Annotated in this window: 26 protein-coding genes; 21 read left to right on the plus strand and 5 right to left on the minus strand. The window is 71.8% G+C overall.

All coding sequences use genetic code 11. The annotated features are described in order from the left end of the window. A complete protein-coding gene (locus tag AB0K15_RS35480; RefSeq protein ID WP_364060689.1) occupies positions 1 to 1,305 on the minus strand; it encodes an amino acid deaminase in 1,305 nt (434 codons plus the stop codon). Positions 1,306 to 1,431: 126 nt separating this feature from the next. Here AB0K15_RS35480 and AB0K15_RS35485 point away from each other — a divergent pair, with 126 nt between their 5' ends. Genes AB0K15_RS35485 through AB0K15_RS35495 form a run of 3 tightly spaced genes read left to right on the plus strand, consistent with a single transcriptional unit; the run spans position 1,432 to position 3,544 of the window. Further along, positions 1,432 to 2,406, plus strand: coding sequence for a sugar kinase (locus tag AB0K15_RS35485; protein WP_364060692.1), 975 nt, complete (start codon positions 1,432 to 1,434; stop codon positions 2,404 to 2,406). Continuing rightward, positions 2,403 to 3,158, plus strand: a complete 756-nt coding sequence (locus AB0K15_RS35490; RefSeq protein WP_364060695.1) for an IclR family transcriptional regulator — start codon at positions 2,403 to 2,405, stop codon at positions 3,156 to 3,158. The genes AB0K15_RS35485 and AB0K15_RS35490 overlap by 4 nt, the downstream gene beginning before the upstream one ends. 2 nt (positions 3,159 to 3,160) lie before the next feature. Beyond that, positions 3,161 to 3,544, plus strand: coding sequence for a RidA family protein (locus tag AB0K15_RS35495; protein ID WP_364060698.1), 384 nt, complete (start codon positions 3,161 to 3,163; stop codon positions 3,542 to 3,544). Between the two features lie 46 nt (positions 3,545 to 3,590). Here the strand turns inward: AB0K15_RS35495 and AB0K15_RS35500 are convergent, their stop codons facing one another. The 3 genes from AB0K15_RS35500 to AB0K15_RS35510 all read right to left on the minus strand — a co-directional run bounded on the left by AB0K15_RS35500 (position 3,591) and on the right by AB0K15_RS35510 (position 5,730). After that, positions 3,591 to 4,589: a 1-aminocyclopropane-1-carboxylate deaminase gene (locus AB0K15_RS35500; RefSeq protein WP_364060701.1), complete on the minus strand. Its 999-nt coding sequence runs from the start codon at positions 4,587 to 4,589 to the stop codon at positions 3,591 to 3,593. Then, positions 4,586 to 5,251, minus strand: a complete 666-nt coding sequence (locus AB0K15_RS35505; RefSeq protein ID WP_364060704.1) for a GntR family transcriptional regulator — start codon at positions 5,249 to 5,251, stop codon at positions 4,586 to 4,588. The genes AB0K15_RS35500 and AB0K15_RS35505 overlap by 4 nt, the downstream gene beginning before the upstream one ends. A 119-nt stretch (positions 5,252 to 5,370) precedes the next feature. Then, the gene (locus AB0K15_RS35510) at positions 5,371 to 5,730 is read right to left on the minus strand and encodes a DUF1844 domain-containing protein (RefSeq protein WP_364060707.1); all 360 of its coding nucleotides are present in this window, start codon (positions 5,728 to 5,730) and stop codon (positions 5,371 to 5,373) included. Between the two features lie 205 nt (positions 5,731 to 5,935). On the opposite strand from AB0K15_RS35510, the gene infC reads away from it, so the two are divergent. The 6 genes from infC to pheT all read left to right on the plus strand — a co-directional run bounded on the left by infC (position 5,936) and on the right by pheT (position 11,897). Continuing rightward, the gene (infC, locus tag AB0K15_RS35515; RefSeq protein ID WP_360606058.1) at positions 5,936 to 6,565 is read left to right on the plus strand and encodes a translation initiation factor IF-3; all 630 of its coding nucleotides are present in this window, start codon (positions 5,936 to 5,938) and stop codon (positions 6,563 to 6,565) included. A 79-nt stretch (positions 6,566 to 6,644) separates the two neighbouring features. Then, positions 6,645 to 6,839 (plus strand): 50S ribosomal protein L35, encoded by a 195-nt coding sequence (gene rpmI / locus AB0K15_RS35520; protein ID WP_086672342.1) that lies wholly within the window; start codon positions 6,645 to 6,647, stop codon positions 6,837 to 6,839. A 74-nt stretch (positions 6,840 to 6,913) separates the two neighbouring features. Further along, positions 6,914 to 7,291: a 50S ribosomal protein L20 gene (gene rplT / locus AB0K15_RS35525; protein ID WP_360606056.1), complete on the plus strand. Its 378-nt coding sequence runs from the start codon at positions 6,914 to 6,916 to the stop codon at positions 7,289 to 7,291. Continuing rightward, on the plus strand, positions 7,288 to 8,100 hold the full coding sequence (locus AB0K15_RS35530) for an RNA methyltransferase (protein ID WP_364060768.1): 813 nt from the start codon (positions 7,288 to 7,290) through the stop codon (positions 8,098 to 8,100). The genes rplT and AB0K15_RS35530 overlap by 4 nt, the downstream gene beginning before the upstream one ends. 171 nt (positions 8,101 to 8,271) lie before the next feature. Further along, positions 8,272 to 9,327, plus strand: a complete 1,056-nt coding sequence (gene pheS / locus AB0K15_RS35535) for a phenylalanine--tRNA ligase subunit alpha (protein WP_364060712.1) — start codon at positions 8,272 to 8,274, stop codon at positions 9,325 to 9,327. Further along, positions 9,327 to 11,897, plus strand: coding sequence for a phenylalanine--tRNA ligase subunit beta (gene pheT / locus AB0K15_RS35540; RefSeq protein ID WP_364060715.1), 2,571 nt, complete (start codon positions 9,327 to 9,329; stop codon positions 11,895 to 11,897). Before pheS ends, pheT begins: the two co-directional genes overlap by 1 nt. A gap of 995 nt (positions 11,898 to 12,892) precedes the next feature. Here pheT and AB0K15_RS35545 read toward each other — a convergent pair. Continuing rightward, positions 12,893 to 13,582 carry a DNA alkylation repair protein gene (locus AB0K15_RS35545; RefSeq protein ID WP_364060718.1) on the minus strand — a complete coding sequence of 230 codons (690 nt, stop codon included), beginning with the start codon at positions 13,580 to 13,582 and terminating at the stop codon, positions 12,893 to 12,895. A 130-nt stretch (positions 13,583 to 13,712) separates the two neighbouring features. Here AB0K15_RS35545 and AB0K15_RS35550 point away from each other — a divergent pair, with 130 nt between their 5' ends. From AB0K15_RS35550 to tyrS, 12 genes are all read left to right on the plus strand, one after another. Next, positions 13,713 to 15,299: an alpha/beta hydrolase gene (locus AB0K15_RS35550; protein WP_364060721.1), complete on the plus strand. Its 1,587-nt coding sequence runs from the start codon at positions 13,713 to 13,715 to the stop codon at positions 15,297 to 15,299. Between the two features lie 214 nt (positions 15,300 to 15,513). Beyond that, the gene (locus AB0K15_RS35555) at positions 15,514 to 15,990 is read left to right on the plus strand and encodes a helix-turn-helix domain containing protein (protein WP_364060724.1); all 477 of its coding nucleotides are present in this window, start codon (positions 15,514 to 15,516) and stop codon (positions 15,988 to 15,990) included. A gap of 221 nt (positions 15,991 to 16,211) precedes the next feature. Further along, on the plus strand, positions 16,212 to 17,240 hold the full coding sequence (gene argC / locus AB0K15_RS35560; protein ID WP_364060727.1) for an N-acetyl-gamma-glutamyl-phosphate reductase: 1,029 nt from the start codon (positions 16,212 to 16,214) through the stop codon (positions 17,238 to 17,240). Beyond that, complete coding sequence (argJ, locus tag AB0K15_RS35565; RefSeq protein ID WP_364060730.1) at positions 17,237 to 18,397, plus strand: bifunctional glutamate N-acetyltransferase/amino-acid acetyltransferase ArgJ; 1,161 nt, start codon at positions 17,237 to 17,239, stop codon at positions 18,395 to 18,397. Before argC ends, argJ begins: the two co-directional genes overlap by 4 nt. Continuing rightward, positions 18,394 to 19,371, plus strand: a complete 978-nt coding sequence (gene argB / locus AB0K15_RS35570; RefSeq protein WP_364060733.1) for an acetylglutamate kinase — start codon at positions 18,394 to 18,396, stop codon at positions 19,369 to 19,371. The genes argJ and argB overlap by 4 nt, the downstream gene beginning before the upstream one ends. Then, positions 19,368 to 20,573, plus strand: a complete 1,206-nt coding sequence (locus AB0K15_RS35575; protein ID WP_364060736.1) for an acetylornithine transaminase — start codon at positions 19,368 to 19,370, stop codon at positions 20,571 to 20,573. The genes argB and AB0K15_RS35575 overlap by 4 nt, the downstream gene beginning before the upstream one ends. Then, entirely contained in the window at positions 20,573 to 21,499 is a 927-nt protein-coding gene (gene argF, locus AB0K15_RS35580) for an ornithine carbamoyltransferase (RefSeq protein WP_364060739.1), read from the plus strand. The genes AB0K15_RS35575 and argF overlap by 1 nt, the downstream gene beginning before the upstream one ends. Next, positions 21,496 to 21,993: an arginine repressor gene (locus tag AB0K15_RS35585; protein WP_364060742.1), complete on the plus strand. Its 498-nt coding sequence runs from the start codon at positions 21,496 to 21,498 to the stop codon at positions 21,991 to 21,993. Before argF ends, AB0K15_RS35585 begins: the two co-directional genes overlap by 4 nt. Next, positions 21,990 to 22,922, plus strand: a complete 933-nt coding sequence (locus AB0K15_RS35590) for an argininosuccinate synthase domain-containing protein (RefSeq protein ID WP_364060745.1) — start codon at positions 21,990 to 21,992, stop codon at positions 22,920 to 22,922. The genes AB0K15_RS35585 and AB0K15_RS35590 overlap by 4 nt, the downstream gene beginning before the upstream one ends. A 25-nt stretch (positions 22,923 to 22,947) precedes the next feature. After that, entirely contained in the window at positions 22,948 to 24,363 is a 1,416-nt protein-coding gene (gene argH / locus AB0K15_RS35595; protein ID WP_364060748.1) for an argininosuccinate lyase, read from the plus strand. A 91-nt stretch (positions 24,364 to 24,454) separates the two neighbouring features. Continuing rightward, positions 24,455 to 25,084 carry a DNA-3-methyladenine glycosylase gene (locus AB0K15_RS35600; RefSeq protein ID WP_364060751.1) on the plus strand — a complete coding sequence of 210 codons (630 nt, stop codon included), beginning with the start codon at positions 24,455 to 24,457 and terminating at the stop codon, positions 25,082 to 25,084. A gap of 32 nt (positions 25,085 to 25,116) precedes the next feature. After that, positions 25,117 to 26,385, plus strand: a complete 1,269-nt coding sequence (gene tyrS, locus AB0K15_RS35605) for a tyrosine--tRNA ligase (protein WP_364060754.1) — start codon at positions 25,117 to 25,119, stop codon at positions 26,383 to 26,385. Positions 26,386 to 26,562 lie beyond the last annotated feature (177 nt).

Below are 26,562 nucleotides of genomic sequence, written 5' to 3' on the forward strand. Positions count from 1 at the left end.
TCAGAACCACGTCCGCACGAAGTCGACGACGGTCTCGCCGTCGGTGTCCACCACCGGCAGCAGCGGCCACTTGTCGAACGTCGTGCACGGGTGCGAAAGCCCGAGCCGCACCCAGTCGCCGACCTCGACGGGGGAGCCTGCGGGCAGCGCCAGGAACGCGTGCTGGTCGTTGAGCTTCGTCACGGCGTGGCCGGTCAGCTCGGCATTGACGCCGTTCTTGCGCAGCAGCTGCGGCTCCGGCATGCCTTCGTCGTAGGGCAGATCGCGCTTGCCGGCGGTGAGCAGCGCCAGCTCGGGAGTGGGTTTCGAGGTGACCTGGGCCCACGCGTGCAGCGCGGCGTGGAACGGCTCGACGCCGGTCAGCCGCGGGTGCACGCCGAGCGGCGAGATCTCGCGGTAGAAGCCGTCGTCGTGCGTGAGGTAGGCGCCGCTGCGCAGGATCGGCAGCACGTCCATGTCGTCCGGCCACGGTTTCGCGAGCTCCTGGGCCACGCGGTCGAAGTACGCGCTGCCGCCGGCCGTCACGTAGACCTGGCCTTCGGTGAGGAGACCGTGGTCCGCGAACGCGATCGCCGAGTCGCGCAGGGTGTCCACATAGGAACTGATCTTGGTCAGCGCGGCGTCGTCGGTGTCGTGCGACAGCGCGCCCTCGTAGCCGCCGGTGCCGCGCAGCCGAAGCGCGGGACTCTTCGCGACCGCCTCGGCCACGGCCAGCGCCGTCTCCGGGTCGCGCACACCGGTCCGGCCACCGGCGCCGCCCAGCTCCACGAGCACGTCGACCGGACGCGCGGACCCGGCCAGCGCCTCGGTCATCAGCTCGACCCCGCGCACGGAGTCGACCCAGCACACGAACTCGAACGCCGGGTCCGCGGCCAGCTCGCCCGCGAGCCAGCGCAGGCCCGCCGGGTCCACGAGCTGGTTGGCGAGCAGGATCCGCGAGACGCCGAACGCCCGGTAGACACGCAGGTGCCCGGCGTTGGCGGCGGTGACGCCCCACGCGCCGTGCTCGAGCTGGCGCGCGAACAGCTCGGGCGCCATCGTGGTCTTGCCGTGCGGCGCGAGCGCGATCCCGTGCCCGGCGCACCACGCGGCCATGGTGGCGAGGTTGTGTTCCAGCGCCGCGGCGTCGAGCACCACGAACGGGCCGAAGAAGCCGTCGCCGAACAGGTTCGCGCGCCGGGCCGCGGCCTCGTCGAGGGTGAGGCCGGCGAGGGCCGGGGCGATCGAGCGGAAGCGCCAGTCGATTTTCTCTTCCCGGCCCGCGCGGACGGCGGCGGTGAGTGCGGCGTGCTCGGAACTGTTCATCGATTCAGACCTCGGGATCCGAACGTGGTTGCGTAATATGCAATGGGCGTTGCGCAAAATGCGCGACATAGGTGTAGCATCCGGTTCGCCACAGGTCAACGGGGTGACGGAACAGGGAGAAAGTCAGTGACCAGCCCGCCCGAGGTGCTCTGCATCGGCGAGTCGATGGCCCTGTTCGTGCCGGCCGAACCCGGCCCGCCCGAACGGGTGCGCAGCTGGCTGCGCTCCTTCGGCGGCGCCGAGTCGAACGTCGCGTGCCACCTGCCCGCGCTCGGGGTCGCGAGCGCGTGGGTGAGCGCGGTCGGCGACGACCCGTTCGGCCGGGCGCTGGTGCAGGACATCGCGTCGGCCGGCGTCGACGTGAGCGGCGTCGAGATCGATCCCGCGCGTCCCACGGGCTTGTACGTCAAGGAAAGCGGCGCTCAGGGCAGTCCGGTGCGTTATTACCGCACCGGATCGGCCGCCTCGGCGCTCGGACCGGACCTCGTGAGCCGGCTGCACCTCGACGGCGTGCGCGTGCTGCACCTGTCCGGGATCACGCCCGCGCTGTCGGCCAGTTGCCTCGCGCTCGTGCGCGCCCTGCTGGAGGCCCCGCGCGGGGACCTGCTGGTGTCGTTCGACGTCAACCACCGGCCCGCGCTGGGGCAGGACCTCTCCGTGCTCGCGGAGCTGGCCGGGCGCGCCGACCTGGTCCTCACCGGCGACGACGAGGCCGGACGCGTGTGGGGGACCGGCGACCCCGCACGGTTGCGCGAGCTGCTGCCCGGGCCGCGCACCCTCGTGGTCAAGCACGGCGAGCGCGGCGCGACGCTCGTCGAAGGCGATGCGGCGCCGGTGTTCGAACCCGCGCTGCGTGTGGACGTGGTCGAGCCGGTCGGGGCGGGCGACGCCTTCGCGGCCGGGTTCCTCGCCGCCACGCTGCGCGGAGCCGACCCGTCGACCCGGCTGCGCCGCGGGCACCTCCAGGCCGCCGCGACCCTGCTGACCCACGACGACGTCGGCGTGCCCCTGCCCGCGTCCGTGGTGGATACGCTGCTGCGCGCGGACGCCGAAGCGTGGGGCGCGGCCCGCCTGACGGGAGAGGGCGTGGTGGTGAGGTGAGCCAGAGCCTGGACCGGGCGCTGACCGTGCTGTCCGGGCTCGCCCGCGGCGCGAAGACGCTGGACGAGCTCGCCGAGGAGATCGGCGTGCACAAGACGACCGTGCTGCGGTTGTTGCGCACGCTGGAGTCGCACCACTTCGTGCGCCGCGAGGGGACCCGCCACTACCGCCTCGGCAGCGCGCTGTTCGACCTCGCCAACCAGGCGCTGGAAGACCACGACGTGCGCCGCAGCTCCCACGACTCGCTCGCGGCGCTCAACATCCGCACCGGCCACACCGTGCACCTCGCGTCCTACGAAGACGGCGAAGTCGTCTACATCGACAAGTTCGAGGGCCACCACTCCGTGCGGATGTACTCGCGCATCGGCAAACGCGCGCCCCTGCACTGCACGGCCGTCGGGAAGGTGCTCGTGGCCGCGATGCCGCAGGCCCGGCGCGAGGAGATCGCGCGATCGCTCGACTACGTGGTGCTCACGCCGAACACGATCACCTCGCCCGGGGCGTACCTGGCGGAACTGGAGAAGGTCGCCGAACGCGGCTACGCCGTGGACAACGCCGAGCACGAGGACTTCATCCACTGCATCGCGGCGCCGGTGCGCGGCGCGGGCGGCGAGGTACTGGCCGCGGCGTCGATGTCGGTGCCCAAGGTGCTGCTGGACTACGACGGCCTGCTCGCGCTCGTGCCCGAGCTGCGGGCCGCCACCGAGGAAGCTTCCGTCCACAGTGGATGGACGGGGAACGGAAAGGGGTAATGATGGGCAAGACGGCGATCACGACCGAGAACGCGCCGAAGCCGCCGGCGAAGTTCTCGCAGGCCGTCCGCAAGGGCAACATCCTGCAGGTCGCAGGCACGGTCGCGTTCGACCCCGCGACCGGCGCGATCGTCGGCGACGACATCGCGACGCAGACGCGGCAGGTGTTCAAGAACATCGAGGCCCTGCTCGCCGAGGCCGGTTCGGGCTGGGCCGATGCGGTGATGGTGCGCGTGTACCTCACCGACACGAGCCACTTCGCGCCGTTCAACGAGGTCTACAACGAGCTGATCGGTGAGGGCCCGCACTCGGCTCGTACCACTGTCTACGTCGGCCTGCCCGCCGGTCTCCTCGTGGAGATCGACGTGATGTGCGTGCTCGACTGACGTTCTTCGCCTGGGCTCGCCGGGGTGGCGGGCCCAGGCGCCCGGGTCAGCCGAGCACGCTCGTGTAGGCGTTGATCGCCGGCTGGCCGCCGAGGTGCGCGTAGAGCACGTTGGACTCCCGGGGGATTTCGCCGGTGCGCACGAGATCGATGAGCCCGGCCATGGACTTCCCCTCGTACACGGGGTCGGTGACCATGCCCTCGAGCCGCGCCGCCGTGCGGATGGCGTCCAGAGTGGACTCGTCGGGGATGCCGTAGACACCCGCGTGGTAACGCTCGTCGAGCAGCACGTCGTCGACGGCCGGTGCGCCGAGGAGCTCGGCGGTGTTCTTCGCGATGCGGGTGATCTGGTCGCGCGTCTCGGCGGGCTTGGCCGACGCGTCGATGCCGACGATCCGGCGGGGACGTCCGCTCAGCGCGGTACCCGCGACCATCCCGGCCTGGGTGCTGCCGGTGACCGAGCAGACCACCACGGTGTCGAAGAAGACACCGAGCTCGCGCTCCTGTTCTTCCAGCTCCGCGACCCAGCCCGCGAAGCCGAGCCCGCCGAGCCGGTGGTCGGACGCGCCGGCCGGGATCGCGTACGGCTTGCCACCGGCGTCCTGGACCTCCGCGAGGACCTGTTCCCAGCTCTCCTTGAAGCCGATGCCGAAGCCGGCCTCGACGAGCCGCACGTCGGCGCCCAGGATCCGCGACAGCTGGATGTTGCCCACCTTGTCGTGCAGCGGGTCGTGCCAGTCGACCCAGCTTTCCTGCACCAGCACGGCTTTCAGACCCGCGCGGGCGGCGGCCGCGGCGACCTGGCGGGTGTGGTTGGACTGCACGCCGCCGATGGAGACGAGCGTGTCGGCGCCCTGGGCGAGCGCGTCGGCCACGAGGTACTCGAGCTTGCGGGTCTTGTTGCCGCCGTAGGCGAGACCGGAGTTGAGGTCTTCGCGCTTGGCCCACACGGCCGCGCCGCCGAGGTGCTCGGTGAGCCGGTCGAGCCGGTGGATCGGCGACGGGCCGATCATCAGGGGGAAACGCGGGAAGTCGGCGAGGCTCACGGGGTCTCCAGGGTTTCGGCGGGTTCCAGGCTGGCTTCGAGGTCGGACCAGATGGTCGAGGTGACCGCGGCGGCGGTTTCGGCGTCACCGGCTTCGATCGCGTCGACGAGCTGGGTGTGCCGCCGGATCGAGCGGTGCGCGGGCAGGGAGCTGAAGCGCGCGTACTCGAGCCGGCGCAGCAACGGGGTGTAGCGCTCCAGCGTGGCGGCGACGGCGCGGTTACCGCACGCGCGTACGGGTACGTCGTGCAGCTCGTCGTCGGCGGCGATCGCCGCGGCCACGTCACCCGAACCGACCGCGGCGGCGAAGCGTTCGTTGGCCGCGCGCATCGCGGCGACCTGCTCGGCGCCGAGCCGGGGGAGGGCCTGGCGGACGGCGAACTCGTGCAGTGCGCGGACGAGCTGAACGGCGTCGCGCACCTCGTCGCCCGCGATGGCCGCCACGCGCGTGTAGCTCTGCGGCTTGGACTCCACGAGCCCGTCGCCGGCCAGGCGCAGCAGGGCCTGGCGCACGGGAGCGCGGGACAGGCCGAGCTCTTCGGCCAGGTCGGCGTCGCGCAGCGGGGTGCCGGGGGCGAGGCTGCCGTCGATGATGGCCTGGCGGATGCGGTCGTAGGCCTCGTCGCGCAGCAGCGGCCGGGTGACCTTGGGAAGCGGGCTCACATCTAACATGTTAGATGTCTTTCGGGCCGCGCGGCAAGGTCGTGTGGGCGAGGCCGCCGAGACCCCGGGGACGACGAAGGCCCGTCCGCGAGGTGGCGGACGGGCCTCGGCGACGACGGTCAGTAGACCGGGCCGGTGTACTTCTCGCCCGGGCCCTGGCCCGGCGCGTCGGGGACGGCGGAGGCTTCGCGGAACGCCTTCTGCAGCGACTGCAACCCGTCGCGCAGCGGGCCGGCGTGCAGGCCCAGGTACTCTACGGACGACGTGACGAGCCCGGCCAGCGCCGTGATGAGCCGGCGCGCCTCGTCAAGGTCGCGGTGGGGCGAGGTGTCCGGGTCGGCGTCGGCCAGGCCCAGGCGCTCGGCCGCGGCCGACATCAGCATCACGGCCGCGCGGCTGATCACCTCGACGCTCGGGATGTCCTCCAGGTCGCGGACGTCCGGGGAATAGGGGGGCTGTTGCGAAGGTTGTTCTGACACGTCTGGTACCCTTCCACGAGCGACCAGCCCCCGAGGAATCGGGGGCGGCAAGTGGAGCCCCGCTCCCACCCGTGTCACCGCTTCAGGTGTCCGGGTCCGGTCTCGCCGAAGTGGTGGATGTCGGTACATCCGTCACCTCGGCGAAGCGTTCGATCCTGGTGATCGGGCGCGATCGGAGACAGAGCGGGCCCCGTGAACCGGTTGGATGCCGGAGACGGGGCCTGAGTCATGTGGGCACCAGGTCGAGAAGAGAAGTAGTCACTCGGACCAAGGAGGCCCCATCAGCTCCGAGACACGCATCAACGAACGTATCCGGGTGCCGGAAGTCCGGCTCGTCGGACCCAACGGCGAGCAGGTCGGCATCGTCCGGATCGAAGATGCGCTGCGGCTGGCACAGGAGAACGATCTCGACCTCGTCGAGGTCGCGCCTCAGGCCCGCCCGCCCGTATGCAAGCTCATGGACTTCGGCAAGTTCAAGTACGAGAGCGCGCAGAAGGCCCGCGAGTCCCGCCGCAACCAGCAGTTGACCGTCATCAAGGAACAGAAGCTGCGTCCGAAGATCGACCAGCACGACTACGAGACCAAGAAGGGTCACGTGTCGCGGTTCCTGGCGGCCGGCAACAAGGTCAAGGTCACGATCATGTTCCGCGGTCGCGAGCAGTCCCGGCCGGAGCTCGGTTTCCGGCTGCTGCAGAAGCTGGCCGATGACGTGACCGAGCTGGGCTTCGTCGAATCGTCGCCCAAGCAGGACGGTCGCAACATGATCATGGTGCTGGCCCCGCACAAGAACGTGAAGCCGAAGGTCGCGAAGGCCGAGCCGGTTTCCGAGGCGTAACGCCTCCCGCAGCGCCCAGCACAGTCAGCGGCACACCGGGGCACCGGTGTGCCGCCGCACGGAAGAGGACACAACAACCATGCCGAAGATGAAGACGCACAGCGGTACGTCCAAGCGGATCCGCGTCACGGGCACGGGCAAGCTGCGCCGCCAGAAGGCCGGCCGCCGCCACCTGATGGAGAAGAAGTCCAACCGCCTCACCCGGCGCCTCGAGGGCACCACGGAGCTCGCCAAGACCGAGGCCGGCCGCGTCAAGCGCCTGCTCGGCATCTGAGCCTGAGCCACCCTCCGCACACGTACTGATCACCCCGGGCGCCACCGCGCCCCCCGAATCGACAGGATGGACCAGTGGCACGCGTCAAGCGGGCGGTCAACGCCCAGAAGAAGCGTCGGTCAACTCTCGAACTGGCCAGCGGCTACCGCGGCCAGCGCTCGCGGCTGTACCGCAAGGCCAAGGAGCAGACGCTTCACTCGCTCAACTACGCCTACCGCGACCGCCGCGCGCGCAAGGGTGACTTCCGCCAGCTGTGGATCACCCGCATCAACGCGGCCGCTCGTGCCAACGGCGTGACCTACAACCGGTTCATCCAGGGCCTCAAGGTCGCCGGCGTCGAGGTCGACCGCAAGATCCTCGCGGACCTCGCGGTCAACGACGCCGCCGCCTTCACGGCGCTCGCCGAGCTCGCCAAGGCGAACGTCAACACCGGCGAAGCGAAGTCGGCCTGACCGGCAGTTTTCCGCGACCCGGGGCGGTCCCGTTCACCGAACGGACCCCCCGGGTCGTTGCTGCGCGCAAGCTGACGCGCCGCGCGGAACGCGAAAAGACCGGCCGCTTCCTGGCCGAAGGCGTCAACGCCGTCGAGGCGGCGCTGGAGTACGGCACCGTTTTCGAGCTGTTCGCCACGGAACGCGCGGCTTCGGCGCACCCCAAGCTGATCGCCGCGGCTGCTTCGGCGGGGGTGGCGGTCTCGCTCATCACCGACCGTGCCGCCGACGGCCTGTCGGAAACCGTGACCCCCCAAGGCCTCGTGGCCGTGTGCGCCCTGGTCGACCGTCCACTCCCGACGGTGCTGACGGGTGCTCGCCTGGTGGTCGTCCTCGTGGACGTCGCCGAGCCCGGCAACGCCGGCACCGTGATCCGCGTCGCCGACGCCGCGGGTGCCGACGCCGTGATCCTCGCGGGCGACACCGTCGACCCCCACAACGGCAAGAGCGTCCGCGCCGCCGCCGGCAGCACCTTCCACGTCCCCCTGGCCCGCGAGCGCGACATCCCGTCGGTGCTGTCGTCGCTGAGCGCCGCCGGTCTGCGCACCCTGGCCGCCCACGGCTACGCCGACCGTTCGCTCGAAGAGATCACGTTCGGTGACCCGGTCGCGTGGATCTTCGGCAACGAGGCCCACGGTCTGTCCCCGGCGGTCCTGTCGGCGGCCGACACCGCCGTCCGCATCCCGTTGTACGGCAAAGCCGAAAGCCTCAACCTGGCCACGGCCGCCGCCGTCTGCGTGTACACGGCCGCGATGGCCGCGCACCGCTGACCGGCGCCGTCGCACACGGCCGATGGCGGCCGGTGCGGAGGCGCGCTCCTTAGCGGAGGGTGAGCGGCCGGGGCCGTCGGCCGATCCCCTAGACTGGGCTGCCCGATGTGCACGTGCGGCTTCCTGCCCGTGCGCTGCCGCTCAACCCGTCCCAGCGGACGCCGAGGAGTCATGTCCGGAGCCACAGACAAGCCGGTCGACGTGCTCGCACCGGAAACCCTGCGTGCGGCGATCAAGGCGGCCGAAGAGGCCTTCGCGGGTGCTACCGACCTGGAGGCGCTCGCCGCCGTCAAGCCGGCGCACCTCGGGGACCAGGCGCCGCTGCTGCTCGCGCGCCGGGCTATCGGCGCGCTGTCCAAGCAGGAGAAGGCCGACGCCGGCAAGCGGGTCAACGAGGCCCGCCAGGCCGCCCAGGCCGCGTTCGACGAGCGCCGCGCGGTGCTGCAGGCCGAGCGGGACGAGCACGTGCTGCGCGAAGAGGCCGTCGACGTCACGCTGCCGTGGGACCAGATCCCGCGCGGTGCCCGGCACCCGATCAGCACCGTGTCCGAGCGCGTGGCCGACGCGTTCATCGCGATGGGCTACGAGGTCGCCGAAGGCCCCGAGCTCGAGGCCGAGTGGTTCAACTTCGACGCGCTGAACTTCGGCAAGGACCACCCGGCGCGCCAGCTGCAGGACACGTTCTACGTGGGCGAAGAGGACTCCGGGCTAGTGCTGCGCACGCACACCTCGCCCGTGCAGGCCCGCAGCCTCCTGCACCGCGACCTGCCGGTCTACGTCGTGTGCCCGGGCCGCACCTACCGCACCGACGAGCTCGACTCCACGCACACGCCGGTGTTCACGCAGGTCGAGGGCCTGGCCGTGGACAAGGGCATCACCATGGCCCATCTCAAGGGCACGCTCGACGCGTTCGCGCGCGCGATGTTCGGCGAGAGCTCCAAGACGCGGCTGCGCCCGCACTTCTTCCCCTTCACCGAGCCGTCCGCCGAGGTGGATGTGTGGTTCGAGGAGAAGAAGGGCGGCCCCGGCTGGGTCGAGTGGGGCGGCTGCGGCATGGTCAACCCCAACGTGCTGCGTGCGTGCGGCGTCAACCCCGAGGTGTACTCGGGCTTCGCGTTCGGCATGGGCATCGAGCGGACCCTGCAGTTCCGCAACGGCATCCCGGACATGCGTGACATGGTCGAAGGCGACGTCCGGTTCACCCTTCCCTTCGGAACGGAGGCGTAGTGCGAGTCCCGGTGAGCTGGCTGACCGAGCACCTCGACGTGGGTGACGAGGTCACGCCCCAGGACCTGGCCGACGCCTTCGTGCGGATCGGGATCGAGGTCGACGAGCTGAGCGAGCTCGGCCCGGTGACCGGCCCGCTCGTGGTCGGGCGCGTCGCCGAGATCGAGGAGCTGACGGGCTTCAAGAAGCCGGTGCGGTTCTGCCGCGTCGAGGTCGGCGAGGAGCCGGAGTCCGAAGAGGACACCGCCGCGTCCGATGAGGACGACGACGAGGACGACGACGAAGGCCCGATCGAGAACGAGGGCCCCCACGGCATCAAGACCCGCGGCATCGTCTGCGGCGCGAGCAACTTCGCCGAGGGCGACCTCGTCGTGGTGGCGCTGCCGGGCGTCGTGCTGCCGGGCGACTTCGAGATCGCCGCGCGCAAGACGTACGGCAAGGTCAGCGACGGCATGATCTGCTCCGCCAAGGAGCTGGGCCTCGGCGAGGACCACAGCGGCATCCTCGTGCTGCCGCCGGGCACCGCGAGCCCGGGCGACGACGCGATCGCGTTGCTGGGGCTCACCGACACCGTCATCGAGGTCACGCCGACCCCGGACCGCGGCTACGCGCTGTCGATCCGCGGCCTCGCGCGCGAGCTGTCCAACGCGCTCGACGTGCCCTTCGGCGACCCGGCGATGCTCGACATCCCCGAGGCCGAGGGCGACGCGTGGCCGGTGCGGGTCGAGGACCCCGAAGGCTGCCCGAGGTTCGTGCTGCGCCGCGTGAAGGGCCTCGACGCCACGGCCCCGTCGCCGTGGTGGATGCGCCGCCGGCTGATGCTGGCCGGGATCCGGTCGATCTCGCTGGCCGTCGACGTCACCAACTACGTGATGCTCGAGCTCGGCCACCCGCTCCACGCGTTCGCGACCACCGCCATCCAGGGCGACCTGGTGGTGCGGCGCGCGAAGGCGGGGGAGAAGCTGACCACTTTGGACGACGTCGTCCGCACGCTCGACGCCGACGACATCGTGATCGCCGACGACTCGGGCGTGATCTCGCTCGCGGGCACCATGGGTGGTGCCAGCACGGAGATCACCCCCGAGAGCACCGACGTGCTCCTCGAAGCGGCGCACTGGAACCCCGCGTCGATCAGCCGCACGGCGCGCCGCCACAAGCTGTTCTCCGAGGCGGCAAAGCGCTTCGAGCGCTTCACCGACCCGGGCCTGTGCGCGGCCGCGGTCGAGCTGGCCGCCCGGCTGCTGCGCCAGTACGGCGAGGGCGCCATCCAGCCCGGCCGCACCGACGAGGGCGGCGTTGCCCCGCTCGCGCCGGTCACCATGCCGATCAACCTGCCCGACCAGGTGGCGGGCGTGCGCTACGAGCGCGGTGTCACCGTCCGGCGGCTCACCCAGATCGGCTGCAAGGTCCAGGTGAGCACCAGCGACGCGGGCATCTCTTCGGTCACCGCGACCCCGCCGAGCTGGCGCGCCGATCTCGTGCAGCCCGCCGACCTCGTCGAGGAGGTGCTGCGGCTCGAGGGCTACGAGAGCATCCCGTCGGTCCTGCCGGCGGCGCCCGCGGGCCGTGGCCTCACCGAAGAGCAGAAGCGCCGCCGCAGTGTCGCCCGCGCCCTGGCCGAGGCGGGTTACGTCGAGGTCCTGCCCTTCCCGTTCGTCGGCGACTCGGTGTGGGACGCCTTCGGCCTGCCCGAGGACGACGTGCGCCGCAAGACCGTCCGCGTGCGCAACCCGCTCGAAGCCGACCACGACCGCATGGCGACGACCCTCCTGCCCGGCCTGCTCGACACGCTGCAGCGCAACGTGTCCCGCGGCATGAAGGACGTGTCGCTCTTCCACATCGGCCAGGTCGTGCTGCCGAAGCCGCACCAGCTGAAGGTGCCGGATCTCGGCGTCGAGCACCGGCCGAGCGACGAGGAGCTCGCCGTGCTGGAGGCCGCCGTGCCCGCCCAGCCGGTGCACGTCGCCGTCGTGCTCACCGGCCTGCGCCGCCGCGCCGGCTGGTGGGGCAAGGGCGAGCCGGCCGGCTGGGCCGACGCCGTCGAGGCCGCCCGCCTGGTGGCCCAGGCCGCCGGCGTGGAGCTCACGGTGCAGGCGGCCCACCTCCCGCCGTGGCACCCGGGCCGCTGCGCCCAGCTGCGCGTGGGCGACTGGCCGGTCGGCCACGCGGGCGAGCTGCACCCCAAGGTCGTCGAAGCCCTGGGCCTGCCGCCGCGCACGGTCGCCATGGAACTCGACCTCGACGCCATCCCGCTGCCGGACTCCCGCCCGGCGCCGAGCGTCTCGGCCTACCCGCCCGTGCTGCTCGACGTCGCCCTGGTCGTCGGCTCCGACGTCCCGTCCGCCGACCTCGCCGAGGTCCTCCGCTCGGGCGCCGGCGAGCTCCTCGAAGACATCACCCTCTTCGACGTCTACACCGGCACCCAAATCGGCGAAGGCAAGCAGTCCCTGGCCTACAAGCTCCGCTTCCGCGCCCCGGACCGCACCCTGACGGTCGACGAAGCCACCAAGGCCCGCGACGCCGCCGTCTCCGCCGCCGGCGACCGCTTCGGCGCGACCCTGCGGGCCTGACCTCCGCGGCGCCGCCTGACCGACCTCGGTCCAGTGGGCCGGAGACACCGCCTCACCGCGGAGTTTCCGGCCCACTGCCTTCTCTCCACTTCCGGCTCTCCACCCGGTGCCTGCTCCGGGGGTCGGCCGCTGATGCCCGCCCCGGCCGCCGGCCTTAGGCGCCTGCCGCGGCTGCTCGCCACGAGTGGCCGCCCGGTGCCTGCGGCGGTGCCTGTCGCGCCTGCTCGCCACGAGTGGCCGACCGGTGCCTGCCGCGATGCCTGCCGCGGCTGCTCGCCACGACTGACCGCCCGGTGGCCGCCGCGGGTGCCTGCCCGGCGCCTGGCGCGTGTGCCCACCCCAGTACCGGAGAGGGGGTCCGCTCCGTGTGCCCGCTCCGGTCCGCCGCTGGTGCTTGCCCCGGCGGCGGCTGCGGCTGATTGCCGCGGGTGCCCGCCCAGGTACTGGCTTCGGTTGCCTGCCCGGGTGGCTGCTCCGGGCGTCTGCCGCGGGTGGTGACCTGCGTTCTCCGAGTATCGGCCTCGGGCGTTTGCTGCGGCCGCTCGCCTGGGCCCGTCCCGCGCGCCTGCCGTGGGTGCCCCACCCAGGTGCCGGCTTCGGGTGCCTGGCCCGGGCCCAGGCCGGCTTCGGGTGCCTGGCCCGGGCGGCTGCGTCCGGCGTCCCTACCCAGGCCGGCTTCGGTTGCCTGCCCGGGTGGCTGCGCCCGGCGTCCGCCGTGGGTGGCGACCGTCCGCGTGCCCCAGTGCCGACCCCGGAACCGGCCCCAGCGGCTCGGTTCGTGGCCGTCCTCCCGGCCTCCGTCACCGGCTCGCCCGCCTGATCCAGGCCTGCGCTTCGCTCGGCGACAAACGGCTGCTGCGACCCCTCCCACCTCCGGGCTGATCCGGTCGCGGGTTCGGCTGCGTTCTCGCCGCACCGTCATCGGCTGCTGATGCCGCGCCTGGCGGCTTCGGCTCCGTGCGTGTTTTCTCCCTTCGTCAGGTCGTGCCTCGCGGTCAGGTCAGGTTCTTCAGGGCCTCCCGTGTGGACAGTGATGACAGCCCCGGGTGATCGCGCACAAAGGAACGCACCCAGTCCGGGTCCGTTTTGGCGTGGTCGCGCAGCGCCCAGCCGATGCCTTTCCGCAGAAAGAAATCCGGGTCGTCCTTGTTGGCTTCGATCGCGGTCGTCAGGAGGACGCGGTCGACGTCCGTCTTCGCCGACACCTGGCAGATGACCGCGGTGCGGCGCCGCCAGCGGTCGGGGGCGGTGGCCCACCGCAGCAGTACCGGTGTGACCTCCGCGCGGTACTCCCGCAGGATCGGCCCGACGCGGCGGATCGCGACCTCGTCGACGAAGTCCCACCACGCACCGTCTACGATGAGCTCCTCGTAGAGGCCGAGCAGATCCGGGTCCTGCCACCGCCGGTACGCGCGGTGGCCCGACAGGTCGATCGCCGCGTAGCGCTCCTCGCGGAACTCCGCGTCGCGCCACAGGGCCAGCACGGTCGTTGAAAAACTCACCCGATCGGGCAGAACGTGCGCGGCGAGGACCTCTTTCATGAGCGCGGCGCGCCCGGGTTTGGCCACCCCGCGGTACGGCATCGCCGACTTCATGTAGGCCTGCATGGCGGGCGCTTTCTCCGGGTCCGCGCGGGCGGCGAGTCCGGTTCGGACAGCCGAGATCAACGCCTTGTCCACGCCCATCCGCGCTCACCTCCACCGCGCCGGCCACCGGCGGGCGACGGCTGGCGCAACTCGTGTCGTGCGAGGAGATTGTTCCGGGTTGTCGGTAGTTTCGACCAATTCGGGTACCCCGCGAGCGAAGAGGGCCACCGTGAAGAAGATCCTTGCCGTCCTGGCCGCCGCGGGTGTCGCGGTCGGGACGATGGCCGCCGCGCCGGCCGCCACTGCAGAGCGGGGGGCGAAGCCGGGCTACACGTCGCCGCCGATCAGCTGGGGGCCGTGCCAGACCACGAACCTGAAGAACGCCGGCGCCGAGTGCGGGTTCCTCGTGGTCCCGATGGACTACGCGAAGCCCTCCGGCACGAAGGTGCAGGTCGCCGTGTCGCGGATCAAGCACAAGTCCGCGCAGTACCAGGGCGTGATGCTGGTCAACCCGGGCGGCCCCGGCGGTTCCGGGCTCGGGCTCTCGGTGCTCGGCCAGTACGTGCCGGACGGCGCCGGCGAGAGCTACGACTGGATCGGCTTCGACCCGCGCGGCGTCGGCTCCAGCAAACCGGCCGTGAGGTGCGATGGCGGCTACTTCTCCTACGACCGCCCGCCGTACGTGCCTTCGACGGCGCAGCTCGAGCGCACCTGGCTCGCCAAGGCCAAGGGCTACGCGGAGGCGTGCGCGAAGAACGGCGCCATCCTCGACCACATCAAGACCACCGACGTCGCGCAGGACATGGACAGCCTCCGCGCGGCGCTGGGGGAGAAGCAGATCAACTACTACGGCTTCTCCTACGGCACCTACCTCGGCCAGGTCTACAGCACGCTGTACCCGGAAAACGTGCGCCGCATGGTGCTCGACGGCAACGTCGACCCGGGCAAGGTCTGGTACCAGGCCAACCTCGACCAGGACGTGGCCTTCGACCGCAACATCAAGATCTACTTCGCCTGGCTCGCCAAGTACGACGACGTCTACCACCTCGGCAAGACCGAGGCCGCCGTGGAGAAGCTCTGGTACGACCAGCAGAGCAAGCTCGACCGCTCCGCCGCCGGGGGCGTGATCGGCGGCGACGAGTGGACCGACGTCTTCCTGCAGGCCGGCTACTACGTGTTCGGCTGGGCGGACCTGGCCAAAGCGTTCGACGGCTGGGTGCACCGCGGCGACTGGCAGACGCTCAAGAAGCTCTACGACGCCGCCAACCCGCCCGGTGACGACAACGGGTACGCCGTCTACAGCGCCGTCCAGTGCACCGACGTGCGGTGGCCGGCCGGCTGGAACCGCTGGCGCCTCGACAACTGGACGACCTACTTCCGCGCTCCGTTCGAGACCTGGGGCAACGCGTGGTTCAACGCGCCTTGCCGTGACTGGCCCGCCAAAGCCGGCAAGCCGGTCGAGGTCGACGGCGGCAAGGTCGGCGGGGTGCTGCTCATCAGCGAGGAGCTCGACGCGGCGACGCCGTACGCGGGCAGCCTCGCGGTGCGCAAGCTGTTCCCGAAGTCGAGCCTGATCAGCGCCCCCGGCGGCACCACGCACGCCGGCTCGCTGTCCGGCGTCGCCTGCGTGGACGACAAGGTCGCCGACTACCTCGCGACCGGCGCGCTGCCGAAGCGCACCTCGGGCAACGACTCCGACGCGCAGTGCGACCCGGTGCCACCGCCGGTCCCGGCGGCCGTCGGGACGCACCAGAAGAGCGAGGCACCAGCTCCAGCCCAGGCCCAGGCCAACACGGGCGCAATGTCGCGCTACTGATCCCTTCCTCCCGGTGCCCCGGTCCGGTCCGCCGGACCGCGGCACCTTCTGTCTGTGCTCCGGTACTGCTCCGTGCCCTTCCACCGATCCCCCTCGGTCGCTGTTCGTGATCGCTCGAGGACGCTACGACAGGGGTACGACAATTTCGGAGCGCATCCGCCCGGACACGCGCCGTGAGCGGATTCTGTCGGGGGTGGGCGCTACCTTCGCCGCCATGACGATCATCGAAGAGCACCGGACCGAGGTCCGGGCCGGAAACGTCCAGTACCAGATCGCCGTCGTCACCCGTCCGGGCGAGACGGCCGAGCAGAGCCGCGTCACGGTCACCGTGGGCGGCGAAGGGCCCGGCGGGGAGTCCGTCGCCCACGGCAGGCTTGACCTCGACACCGCGGTGGTCCCGGCGGTGGCCGACCTCCTGGCCGGCAGCCTCCACGCCTTTGCGGGCGGGCCGCGCCGAAGATCGGGCGAACGGCCCGCGCAGCAAGGGAAACCGTGGAGCGCCGAGCTCGACGCGCAGCTGGAGTCCGCGTGGCTCGCGGGCGACACGGTCGCCGAGCTGGCCCGCCGGTTCGAGCGTTCGGCCGGTGGCATCCGCGCCCGCCTGCCGCGCGTCGGCTGCGACCCGGAACGGCCGGGGCACCACCTGCCGGCGCCGCCGAGCCTGCGCGGCTCCGCCGAGGGGGAGGAGTGAGCGGCCATGCCCGCGGCCCTCGTGGCCGCGGGCACGGTCCCGGCGACAGCACTCGATCGGGTGAAGTCCGGCCAGTCTGGTCGCCGCGACCCCGGGAGCTGCGACAACGCCGCCGACGTCCACCATGGGAGGCCTGGCTCGGGCTCGGCATGGCAGGAAACACACCTGGCCCAGCGGAATCCTGTTTGTTTGAGATTGCATGGTCGTGCATAATCATGCGTATGACAGTGAAGATCGCGGTGGCCGGCGCGAGCGGCTACGCGGGCGGCGAACTGTTGCGCCTGTTGCTGACCCATCCGGAAGTCGAGATCGGTGCGCTGACAGCGGCGAGCAGCGCGGGGACGCCGCTGGGCACGCACCAGCCGCACCTCGCGCCCCTGGCCGGGCGCGTGCTGGCGGAGACGTCGGCGGAGACGCTGGCCGGCCACGACGTCGTGTTCCTCGCGCTGCCCCACGGCCACTCGGCCGAGGTCGCGGCGCAGCTCGGACCCGACGTGCTCGTGGTCGACCTCGCCGCCGACCACCGGTTGGCGAACGCGGCCGACTGGCAGCGTTGGTACGGCGGCGAGCACGCCGGGCAGTGGCCCTACGGCCTGCCCGAGCTCCCCGGCGCGCGCGAGAAGCTCGTGGGCACCAAGCGCGTGGCCGTCCCCGGCTGCTTCCCGACCGGCGGCTCGCTCGCCCTCGCCCCGGCCCTGGCCGCGGGCCTGGTCGAGCCGGAGGTCACGGTCGTGGCGGTCACCGGCACCTCCGGCGCGGGCAAGAGCCTCAAGCCGAACCTGCTCGGGTCCGAGGTCATGGGGTCCGCCAGCGCGTACGGCGTGGCGGGCAAGCACCGGCACACCCCCGAGTTCGCGCAGAACCTCTCCGGCGTGGCGGGAAAGCCGGTGACGGTGTCCTTCACGCCCGTGCTCGCCCCGATGCCGCGCGGCATCCTCACCACGGCGACCGCGCCGCTGATCGGCGACGTCGACGAGAACGCCGTGCGCGAGGTGTACGAGAAGGCCTACGACGCCGAGCCGTTCGTGCAGCTGCTGCCCGCCGGGATGTGGCCCGCGACCGCGTCGACGCTCGGGTCGAACAACGTCCAGCTCCAGGTGGGCGTGGACGCCGACGCGGGCAGGCTCGTCGTGATCTGCTCGCTCGACAACCTCACCAAGGGCACCGCGGGCGGCGCCGTCCAGTCGATGAACCTGGCACTCGGATTCCCTGAGGCCACCGGACTTTCCACCGTGGGAGTGGCACCGTGACCGTCACCGGACCGAAGGGTTTCCGCGCCGCCGGCGTCGCCGCCGGCATCAAGGCCTCCGGCGCGCTCGACCTCACGCTCGTCGTGAACGACGGCCCGCTCGACGTCGCCGCGGGCGTGTTCACGCGCAACGTGATCAAGGCCGCGCCCGTGCTGTGGTCGCAGGAAGTCCTGAAGCAGCAGAAGCTCAAGGCGGTCGTGCTCAACTCAGGCGGCGCCAACGCGGCGACCGGCCCGGGCGGGTTCCAGGACACGCACGCCACCGCGGAGAAGGTCGCCGAGGTCCTCGACATCGGCGCGATCGAGGTCGCGGTGTGCTCCACCGGCCTCATCGGCGAGCGGCTCCCGATGGCCGCGGTGCTGTCCGGTGTGGACAGTGCGGTCAAGGCGCTCGATGCGAGCGCCGAGGCGAGCCTGAACGCCGCTTCCGGCGTGATGACCACCGACACCAAGCCGAAGCAGGCGTTCGCCGAGCACGCCGCGGGCTGGAGCGTCGGCGGCTTCGCCAAGGGTGCCGGCATGCTCGCGCCGAACCTCGCCACGATGCTGTCGGTCCTCACCACGGATGCCGTGGCGGACAAGGAAGTTCTCGACCGCGCGCTGCGCGCCGCGACCCGCGTCACCTACGACCGGCTCGACGTCGACGGCGGCACGTCCACCAACGACACGGTGCTGGTGCTCGCGTCCGGCGCGAGCGGGGTGGAGCCGACGGAGGCCGAGCTCACCGAGCAGCTCACCACCGTCGCCCACGACCTCGTGCTGCAACTGCGCGCCGACTCCGAAGGCGCGACCAAGGACGTCGACGTCACGGTGCGCGGTGCCGCGTCCGAGGACGACGCCGTGGTGGTCGCCCGCACGATCGCCGAGGACAACCTCGTGAAGACGGCGCTGTTCGGCTCCGACCCCAACTGGGGCCGTATCGCCATGGCGCTCGGCCGCGCGCCCGCGCGCATCGACCCGGAGACGGTGTCGATCACGATCAACGGCGTCACGCTGTTCGCCTCGGGCACCACCGCGGCGGACCGCTCGGCGGCCGCCCTGTCGGGGCGGGCCATCGAGGTCGTCGTCGACCTGGGCGTCGGCTCGGCCGAGGCCACGATCTACACCACCGATCTGTCCCACGGCTACGTCGAAGAGAACAGCGCCTACTCCTCATGACCGGCACGGAGGACCTGATTTCCGCGGACGAAAGGCTCGAGGCGGCGGCCGAGAAGGCCGGGGTGCTCATCGAGGCGCTGCCGTGGCTGCAGCGGTTCCACGGCGCCACCGTGGTGGTGAAGTACGGCGGCAACGCCATGATCGACGACACCCTCAAGGCGGCCTTCGCGCAGGACATGGTGTTCCTGCGTCTCGCCGGCCTGCACCCCGTGGTCGTGCACGGCGGGGGACCGCAGATCACCGCGATGCTCACCCGGCTCGGCGTCGAGGGCGAGTTCAAGGGCGGCCTGCGCGTGACCACACCCGAGACGATGGACATCGTCCGCATGGTGCTGGTCGGGCAGGTCAGCCGCGAGCTGGTCGGCCTGATCAACGCCCACGGCCCGTACGCCGTGGGCATCTCCGGCGAGGACGCGCGCCTGTTCACCGCCGAACGCAAACAGGCCACTGTGGACGGTGAACAGGTCGACATCGGCCTCGTCGGCGAGGTCGCCGCGGTGAACCCCGACGCGGTGCTCGACATCGTCAACGCCGGGCGCATCCCCGTGGTGTCCACGGTCGCGCCCGACATCGACGGCGTGGTGCACAACGTCAACGCCGACACCGCCGCGGGCGCGCTGGCCGCGGCGCTGGGCGCGGAGAAGCTCGTGGTGCTCACCGACGTCGAAGGCCTCTACGCCAACTGGCCGGACCGCTCGTCGCTCATCGACCGCATCCAGGTCGACCGGCTGGAGAAAATGCTGCCCGAGCTGGCCAGCGGCATGATCCCGAAGATGGAGGCCTGCGTGCGCGCGGTCCGCGGCGGCGTGGGCAGCGCCCACGTGATCGACGGCCGCCTCGCCCACTCCGTGCTGCTCGAGGTGTTCACCTCGCGCGGCATCGGAACGATGGTTTTCCCCGAACCCACCCCAGGCTCCGAGCCCACCCCAGTCCCGGAACCCCACCAACCAGCCCCAGGAACGGAGCTCCCGTGACCACCCCGACCTCGAACGAGGCGAGCCGGCAGCACTGGCAGTCGGCCCTGATGGACAACTACGGCACCCCCGGGCTGACGCTTGTCCGCGGTGAGGGCGCGAAGGTGTGGGACGCCGACGGCACCGAGTACCTCGACCTCGTCGGCGGCATCGCCGTCAACGCGCTCGGCCACGCCCACCCCGAGGTGGTGCGCGCCGTCTCCGAGCAGATCGCGACGCTGGGCCACACGTCGAACCTGTACGTGAACCCGGTCGCCGTCGAGCTCGCCGAGGCGCTGCTCGACGTCGCGGGGCTGACCGGCCAGGGCAAGGTCCTGTTCGTGAACTCGGGCGCCGAGGCCAACGAGGCCGCGCTGAAGATCAGCCGCCTCACCGGCCGCACCAAGGTCGTCGCGGCCGAGGGCGCGTTCCACGGCCGCACGATGGGGTCGCTGTCGCTCACCGGCCAGCCGGCCAAGCGCGAACCGTTCGCGCCGCTGGTCCCCGGCGTCACGCACGTGCCGTTCGGCGACGTCGAAGCGCTGCGCGCGGCCGTCGACACCGACACCGCGGCCGTGTTCCTCGAGCCGATGCTCGGCGAAGCGGGCGTGATCCCCGCGCCCGACGGCTACCTGCAGGCGGCTCGCGAGATCACCAAGGCCACCGGCACGCTGCTCGTGCTCGACGAGGTGCAGACCGGCATCGGCCGGCTCGGCACCTGGTTCGCCTTCCAGCAGGCGGGCATCGTCCCCGACGTCATCACGCTCGCGAAGGGCCTCGGCGGCGGGCTGCCGATCGGCGCCGTGATCGGCATCGGCGCGGCGGGCGAGCTGCTGAAGCCGGGCCAGCACGGCACCACGTTCGGCGGGAACCCGGTCTGCTGCGCGGCCGGGCTGGCCGTGCTGCGCACCATCGCGCGCGACAACCTGCTCGACCACGTCTCTTCGCTGGGCAAGGACATCGCGACCGGCGTCGAGGCGCTCGGGCACCCGCTCGTCTCCGGCGTGCGCGGCGCCGGTCTGCTGCTCGGCATCACGCTGCGCGAGCCGGTGTCCGCCGCGGTGGCCAAGGCCGCGCAGAACGCCGGTTACCTCGTCAATCCCGTCGCGCCGGACACCATCCGGCTCGCCCCGCCGCTCGTGCTCGAGACCGATCAGGCCCAGGGCTTCCTGACCGCACTCCCGGACGCGCTCGACTCCACCACCCCGAAGGACCCGAACTGATGCCTCGCCACTTCCTCCGCGACGACGACGTCAGCCCCGCCGAGCAGGCCGCGCTCCTGGACCTCGCCGACGCGCTCAAGGCCGACCCGCTCGGCAACAAGTCGCTGGCCGGCAAGACGGTCACGGCGATCTTCGAGAAGAACTCCACCCGCACGCGCTTCTCGTTCGAGGTCGGCATCAGCCAGCTCGGCGGTCACCCCGTGATCGTGGACGGCCGGTCGATGCAGCTGGGCCGCGAGGAGACGATCGAGGACACCTCGCGCGTGCTGTCGCGCTACGTCGACGGCATCGTGTGGCGTACCTTCGCGCAGAAGCGCATCGACTCCATGGCGTCGGTCGCGTCGGTGCCGGTCGTCAACGCGCTCACCGACGAGTTCCACCCGTGCCAGGTCCTCACCGACCTCATGACCATCCGCGAGCGCAAGGGCAAGCTCGCCGGGCTGACGATGGTGTACCTCGGCGACGGCGCCAACAACATGGCCCATTCGCTGCTGCTCGGCGGCGTGACCGCGGGCATGCACGTGCGGGTCGTCTCGCCCGAGGGCTTCCAGCCCGACCAGCAGGTGATGCTCGACGCGAAGCACCGCGGCACCGAGACCGGCGGCAGCGCGGCCGTGTTCACCGACCCGCACGACGCCGTCGCCGGCGCCGACGTGCTGGTCACCGACACCTGGACGTCCATGGGCCAGGAGAACGACGGCCTCGACCGCGTCGGCCCGTTCCGGGCACTGCAGGTCAACACCGAACTGCTCAAGCGCGCGGCCGACGAGGCCATCGTGCTGCACTGCCTGCCCGCGCACCGGGGCTGGGAGATCACCGACGAGGTGCTCGACGGCCCGGCCAGCGCGGTGTGGGACGAGGCCGAGAACCGTCTGCACGCCCAGAAGGCACTGCTGGTCTGGTTGTTCGAGCAGAGCGGGCGATGACCGGCAGCCGGGTCGGGCGCCAGGCTCGCATCACGGAGCTGGTGTCCACGATGGCCATCCGCAGCCAGACCGAGCTCGCCAAGCTGCTCGCGGCCGAGGGCATCGAGGTCACGCAGGCGACGCTGTCGCGCGACCTCGACGAGCTCGGCGCCGTGAAGCTGCGCGGCGCCGACTCGGGCGCGCCGGTCTACGTCATCCCCGAGGACGGCAGCCCGGTGCGCGGGGTGCAGGGCGGTACGTCGCGGTTGTCCCGGCTGCTCGCGGAACTGCTCGTCTCGGCCGACGCGTCCGGCAACCTCACCGTGCTGCGCACGCCGCCCGGCGCCGCGCAGTTCCTCGCGAGCGCCATCGACCGTGCCGCGCTCGAAGAGGTCGTCGGCTCCATCGCCGGCGACGACACGGTCGCCGTCATCGCCCGCGAACCGTTGAGCGGCCGGGATCTCGCGGAACGGTTCACCGCGCTCGCCCGGCGTTCAGCCGAGGAGGAACCGTGACCACCCGGGCCGTGCTCGCCGCCACGAACGGGTCCGTGATCTCCCGGCTCGCGGCGGCCGGCGACGTGCTCGCCGTTCTGGTCGATCTCGGGGGCGGTGACGCCGCGGCGATTCGGAGGCGGGCGTTGGCGTGCGGGGCGGCGAAGGTGATCGCGGTCGACGCGCGAGACGAGTTCGCGGCCGGGTTCTGCCTTCCGGCCGTCCAGTCCAACGCGCTGCTCGTCGACGCCTCGCTGACCCGGCCGGTGCTGGAGCGCCACCTCGTCGCGGTGGCCGAAGCGCAGCATGCCGAGCCCGTGTTCGCCGCAGCCCGGCCCGGCCGCACGCTCTGGAGCCACCCGGCGGAGGCTCCGGCGGACCCGTGGTGCGCACCGGGCGACGTGTTCACCTACACCGAGGACCCTGCCGTGAACCGCGAGGCGCCGGACGAGGTCGTGATCACCTTCGACCGCGGTGTTCCCGTCGCGGTGGACGGGGAGACGGTGAGCGTGCGCGAAGCCGTGCAGCTGCTGAACCACCGCGCCGGTGCGCACGGCATCGGCCGGATCGACCGGATGACCGGCTGCCGGGAGCTCCACGAGGCCCCGGGTGCCACCGTGCTGGTCACGGCGCACCAGGAGCTGGAGAGGGTGACGCTCGACCGTGAGCTGGCCCGGTTCAAGGAGAACGTCGACCGGCGGTGGGCCGAGCTCGTGTACGACGGGCTGTGGTCCTCGCCGCTGCGCGAACCACTCGACGCGTTCGTGCGGCACACCCAGGAGTACGTGAGCGGCGACGTCCGATTGCTGCTCCACGGTGGCACCGCGGTCGTGACCGGGCGGCGCGGTGAGGACCTCACCCGCGGCAGGCACCTGCGTCCCGTCGGACGGCGGTACCGTCCCCTGACCGGGCAGGAGCACCCGGACCACCCGACCCACCGGGCGTCGTGAGACGCCCGAGGCAGAAAGGCAGAACGTGAGCGCGAAAGACCAGCCGGTGGCCCTGTGGGGCGGCCGGTTCGCCAGCGGACCGGCCGAGGCGATGGCGGCGCTGAGCGCCTCCACCCACTTCGACTGGCGCCTGGCGCCCTACGACATCGCCGGCTCGCGGGCCCACGCCCGTGTGCTGCGCAAGGCGGGGCTGCTCACCGACGCGGAGCTGGCGGGCATGCTCGAGGCGCTCGACACGCTCGCGCAGGACGTGGCCTCGGGCGCGTTCACGCCGACCGTGGCCGACGAAGACGTGCACACCGCCCTCGAACGCGGGCTGCTGGAGCGCGCGGGCACGGAGCTGGGCGGCAAGCTGCGCGCGGGCCGCTCGCGCAACGACCAGGTGGCCACGCTGTTCCGGATGTGGCTGCGCGACGCCGCGCGCCGCGTGGTCGCGGGCACCCTCGACGTGGTCGACGCCCTCGTTTCGCAGGCGCAGCGCCACCCCGAGGTCATCCTGCCCGGCCGCACCCACCTGCAGCACGCGCAGCCGGTCCTGCTGGCCCACCACCTGCTGGCCCACGGCCAGGCGCTGCTGCGCGACGTCTCCCGCCTGCGCGACTGGGACGCCCGCACCGCCGAGTCCCCCTACGGCTCGGGCGCGCTGGCCGGCTCGTCGCTCGGCCTCGACCCGGAGGCCGTGGCCACGGAGCTGGGTTTCGACACGAGCGTGGAGAACTCCATCGACGGCACCGCTTCACGCGACTTCGTGGCGGAGTTCGCCTTCGCCGTCGCGATGCTCGCGGTGAACCTGTCGCGGATCGCCGAAGAGGTGATCATCTGGAACACCGCCGAGTTCGGCTACGTGACCCTCGACGACGCGTGGGCGACCGGCAGCTCGATCATGCCGCAGAAGAAGAACCCCGACGTCGCGGAGCTCACGCGCGGCAAGGCGGGCCGGCTCATCGGCAACCTGACGGGCCTGCTGGCGACGCTGAAGGCGCAGCCGCTCGCGTACAACCGCGACCTGCAGGAGGACAAGGAACCGGTGTTCGACTCGGTCGAGCAGCTGGAGCTCCTGTTCCCGGCGATCGCGGGCATGCTCGCCACGCTGACGTTCCACACCGACCGGCTCGCCGAGCTGGCGCCGGCGGGCTTCACGCTCGCCACGGACATCGCCGAGTGGCTGGTGCGCCAGGGCGTGCCGTTCCGCGTGGCCCACGAGGCGGCGGGGGAGAGCGTGCGCGTGGCCGAGAGCCGTGGCGTCGGGCTCGACGAACTGACCGACGAGGAGTTCCAGGCCATCAACCCGGCCCTCACGCCGGCGGTGCGCGAGGTGCTCACGGTCGAGGGTTCGGTGCGTTCGCGCAACGCCCGCGGCGGCACGGCGCCAGAGCGCGTCGCCGAGCAGCTCGAGCGCCTCGTGGACCGGGTGACGACCGTGCGGCAGTGGCTGAAGTAGCGCGCCGGTCCGGCCGGGGAGCTGAGCTTCCCGGCCGGACCGATCACCCGGGAGCCGCCGGTTAGGCTGGGGCGGGACGAGGGGAGCACGCGTGGACCGGTTGTTCCGGCGCGAGGAACTGGCACTGGACCCGGTCGAGCTGGGGCACCTGCTGCTTGGCGCGGTCCTCGAGGCCGACGCACCCGATGGCACCGTCGGCGTGCGGCTCGTGGAGGTCGAGGCCTACCGCGGCTTCGACGATCCGGCGTCGCACAGCTTCCGCGGCAAGACCCCGCGCAACGCCCTGATGTGGGGGCCGGCGGGGTACCTGTACGTGTACTTCGTCTACGGCATGCACTTCTGTGCCAACGTCATCAGCGGGGAAGAGGACGAGCCCGGCGGGGTGCTCCTGCGTGCCGGCGAAGTGGTCCAGGGCGTCGACCTCGTGCGCGCCCGGCGTCCCAACGCCCGTGGGAACGGTGACATCGCCAAGGGACCCGCCATCCTCACGTCCGTGCTGCGCGTCGACCTCACGCAGAACGGCGTGGACCTCACCGACCCGTCTTCGCCGGTCCGGTTGCGCGTGGGGGAGCGCGTACCGCCCGAGCGGATCCGCAGCGGTCCTCGGGTCGGAGTCGCCACGGGAATCGACACGCCGTGGCGGTTCTGGGTCGACGGCTCACCCGCCGTGTCCACCTACCGGCGCGGCGGCAAACGGCGGCAGGTGCGCCCCGCGGGTTAGTCGCTTGACCTGGTGCGGGAGGATCTACAGGTGTGAGTGAGCACATCCTTGACGAGCTGTCCTGGCGCGGCCTGATCGCGCAGTCCACCGACATCGACGCCTTGCGGCGAGACCTCGACCAGGGACCCCTCACCCTCTATTGCGGCTTCGACCCGACCGCGCCCAGCCTGCACGCCGGCAACCTCGTCCCGCTGCTGATGCTCAAGCGCTTCCAGCGCGCCGGGCACCGGCCGATCGTGCTGGCCGGCGGCGCGACGGGCATGATCGGCGACCCGCGCGAGACAGGGGAGCGCACGCTCAACACCCTCGACGTGGTCGCGGAGTGGGCCGGGCGCATCCGCGGGCAACTGGAGCGGTTCGTCGAGTTCGACGAGTCGCCGACGGGCGCCGTGGTCGAGAACAACCTGAACTGGACCGGCCAGCAGAACGTGCTGGAGTTCCTGCGCGACGTCGGCAAGCACTTCTCGGTGAACGTGATGCTCAACCGGGAGACGGTGAAGCGCCGGCTCGAATCCGACGGCATGTCCTACACCGAGTTCAGCTACCTGCTGCTGCAGTCGCAGGACTACCTGCAGCTCTACCGGCAGTACGGCTGCACGCTGCAGGTCGGCGGCTCGGACCAGTGGGGCAACCTCGTCGGCGGGGTCGACCTCATCCGGCGGGTCGAGGGCGGCAGCGCGCACGCGTTGACGGCGCCCCTGGTCACCGACGCCGAAGGCCGCAAGTTCGGCAAGTCCACCGGCGGCGGGAACCTGTGGCTCGACCCGGAGATGACCTCGCCGTACGCCTGGTACCAGTACTTCGTGAACGTCGGGGACGCCGACGTCATCCGCTACCTGCGCATGTTCACCTTCCTCACCCGCGAGGAGATCGACGCGCTGGCCGAGGACACCGAACAGCGGCCCCACCTGCGCTCGGCGCAGAAGCGGCTCGCGCAGGAGTTCACGGACCTGGTGCACGGCGAGGACCAGACGAAGCAGGTCATCGCGGCCAGCCAGGCGCTGTTCGGGCGCGGTGAGCTGGCCGAGCTCGACGCGAAGACGCTCGACGCGGCGATGGCCGAGGTCCCGACCGGCAAGGCGCCGGACGAGTCGACGATCGTCGACCTGCTGCTCGCCGGGGGACTGGTGGACAGCAAGGGCGCCGCGCGCCGCACCGTGAAGGAGGGCGGGGCGTACGTGAACAACGTGAAGATCGCCGACGAGGAGTGGAAGCCGGCCGCGTCCGACGCGCTCCACGGGCGCTGGCTCGTGGTGCGGAAGGGCAAGCGGAACATCGCCGGCGTGAGCCTCGGCGACTGATCGCGGCCGACGGCCCGAAACAGGGCTCTGACCTGCGGGAACGCGGTTAAGGTACCCCCCTGTTTCGGGCCCTTTCGGGGCGTGTAAAGTTCTCCAAGTCGCCAGGGAAACCGGGCGGCCACCGGGACACGAACCAAGCTCTCGCCTCAGGCGATTGAGTGGGTGGCCCAAACAACA

The sequence above is a fragment of the Amycolatopsis sp. NPDC049253 genome (assembly GCF_040678995.1).
In the GTDB taxonomy this organism is placed as follows: Bacteria; Actinomycetota; Actinomycetes; order Mycobacteriales; family Pseudonocardiaceae; genus Amycolatopsis.